This window comes from Collinsella sp. D33t1_170424_A12 (genome assembly GCF_015554865.1).
GTDB lineage: Bacteria > Actinomycetota > Coriobacteriia > Coriobacteriales > Coriobacteriaceae > Collinsella.
Genome location: NZ_JADNJJ010000204.1, coordinates 1 through 2,189, shown reverse-complemented (window position 1 = coordinate 2,189; position 2,189 = coordinate 1). Strand labels below are relative to the sequence as shown.

General features: G+C 68.8%; 3 protein-coding genes. All 3 read left to right on the top strand.

The window, feature by feature from the left end:
• The coding region (locus I2E26_RS08485) for an FAD-dependent oxidoreductase (RefSeq protein ID WP_195420385.1) at window positions 1–646 on the top strand (646 nt) is incomplete at its 5' end.
• Complete coding sequence (locus I2E26_RS08480; protein ID WP_195420384.1) at window positions 643–1,968, top strand: NAD(P)/FAD-dependent oxidoreductase; 1,326 nt, start codon at window positions 643–645, stop codon at window positions 1,966–1,968. The genes I2E26_RS08485 and I2E26_RS08480, both read left to right, overlap by 4 nt.
• On the top strand, window positions 1,965–2,189 hold a 225-nt coding region (locus tag I2E26_RS08475; RefSeq protein WP_195420383.1), incomplete at its 3' end, for a DUF1667 domain-containing protein. The genes I2E26_RS08480 and I2E26_RS08475, both read left to right, overlap by 4 nt.

Here is a 2,189-nt window from a genome sequence, read left to right as displayed (position 1 = left end):
CGCCGCGATCCGCGAAGCGGGCGACACCGACACCTACGCCGCCGACGTGAACGAGCTGCTGGAGGGTGCGCGCAAGCTCGTCCCCGACCTCGATACGCGCCGGGTGGTGCGCACGTTCGCAGGCGGGCGCGCGGTGATCAAGGGGCTCAACGACTTCTTCATCGCGCCCTCCACGCTCTCGCCCGGTCTCTTCCAGGCCGCGGGCATCCAATCGCCCGGCGTGGCCAGCGCCCCGGCGGTAGCCGAGCGCATGGACGCGCTGCTGCACGAAGCCGGCATCGCGTTGCCCGAGAAACCCGGCTGGAACCCCCTACGCGAGCGACCCGTGGACTTCGATAGCGAGAGCACCGAGCGCAAGCGCGCGCTTATCGAGCGCGATCCGGCCTGGGGGCGCATCGTATGCCGCTGCGAAACCGTACCGGAGGCAGAGATCGTGGAGGCCATTCATCGAACCCCGGGCGCCGTGTCCGTAGAGGGCGTGAAGCGCCGCTGCCGCGCGGGCATGGGCCGCTGCCAGAGCGGCTTCTGCCAAAGCCGAGTCGTGCGGATCCTCGCACGCGAACTGGGCTGCAGCCCGAGCGACGTGCTCCTCGAGGACGCGGGCTCGCAGATCGTGTTCGGTCCGCTCAAGGAGGTACAGGCATGACGAGCACCATTCCAGCGACCGCGGCGGTCGCGCACGCCTATGACGTCGTCGTGATCGGCGGCGGTCCGGCCGGCATGGGCGCGGCCATCGTGGCGCAGCAAGCGGGGGCGCGCGTCGCCATCGTGGAGCGCGATGCCCATCTCGGCGGCATCCTGCGCCAGTGCATCCACCCCGGCTTCGGCCTCGAGCATTTCAAAGAGGAGCTGACGGGCCCCGAATACGCGCAACGCCTCATCAACGAGGTGGCGGCCCTACCCATCGACGTGCACACGGGCGCCATGGTCATCGCCATCGACGGCGATGCGGATACCGTCGGGGGCGGCGCGCACCGCGTCACCTGCATGAGCGAAGAGGAGCTGCTCGAGCTCGATGCGCGCGCCGTGGTCCTCGCCATGGGCTGCCGCGAGCGCACGCGCTCGGAGATCAAGATTCCCGGCAGCAGGCCCGCCGGCGTCTTCACCGCCGGCCTCGCCCAGCGCTATATCAACATAGAGAACCTCGCACCGGGCAGGCGCGCCGTCATCCTCGGCTCGGGCGACATCGGCCTCATCATGGCGCGCCGCTGCGCGCTCGAGGGCATGGAGGTCGAGGGCGTCTACGAACTGATGCCCTATGCCAACGGCCTCTATCGCAACGTCAAGAACTGCTTGGAGGATTTCGGCATCCCGCTGCACCTATCCACCACCGTGACGCGCATCATCGGAGACGCGCGCGTGGAAGCGGTGGAGGTGTCGCGCGTGGACGAGCATCTCTCCCCCATCCCCGGCACGGAGCGGGTAGTGCTCTGCGACACCTTATTGCTCTCGGTGGGCCTCATCCCCGAAAACGAGCTCGCCACCAAAGCGGGCGTCGAGCTGGACCCGCGCACACGTGGCGCGAAGGTGGACGAGTCGCTGATGACGTCCGTCCCCGGCATCTTCTCGTGCGGCAACGTGTTGCACGTCCACGACCTGGCCGATAACGCCACTGCCGAGGCCCAGCGCGCCGGACGCGCCGCCGCCACCTGGGCGCTCCGTCAAAGCGATCGCGAAGACGAGTCGCAGGACGCCATCGCCGTCGAGGCGGCGGGCCTGGCGGGCTACGCGGTGCCGTCGCGCATCAACGGCACCGACGCCCTCGTAAAGATCTGGTTTCGCGTGCGCGCGCCCATCGAATGCGGACGCATCCGCATCGTCTCGGGCGACGAGACGCTCTTCTGCGGAAAGCCGCGTGCGTTCAAGCCGAGCATCATGGAATCCACGCCCCTCACGCCCGCCATGTTGAAACGCGCGCAGGGCCGCATCACGCTGAGCATCGAATCAATCGAGGAGGACGCACGATGAGCACCACAGAGCGCTTCCACTGCACCACCTGCCCGTCGGAATGCCTGCTCGCCGTCGAGGTTGAGCGCGACGCCGGCACCGCGCTCGTTGTGGACGTGAAGGGCAACCGCTGCCCGCGCGGCGAGGCCTTCGCGCGCCAAGAAATCACCTGCCCGATGCGCATCCTCGCCACCACCGTACCGGTGACGGGGTCCGACATCGAGCTGCTGCCCGTCCGCACG

Excerpts from the sequence above, each read along its gene's own strand:
- I2E26_RS08480 (WP_195420384.1), top strand. The coding sequence starts at position 643 with ATGACGAGCACCATTCCAGCGACCGCGGCGGTCGCGCACGCCTATGAC.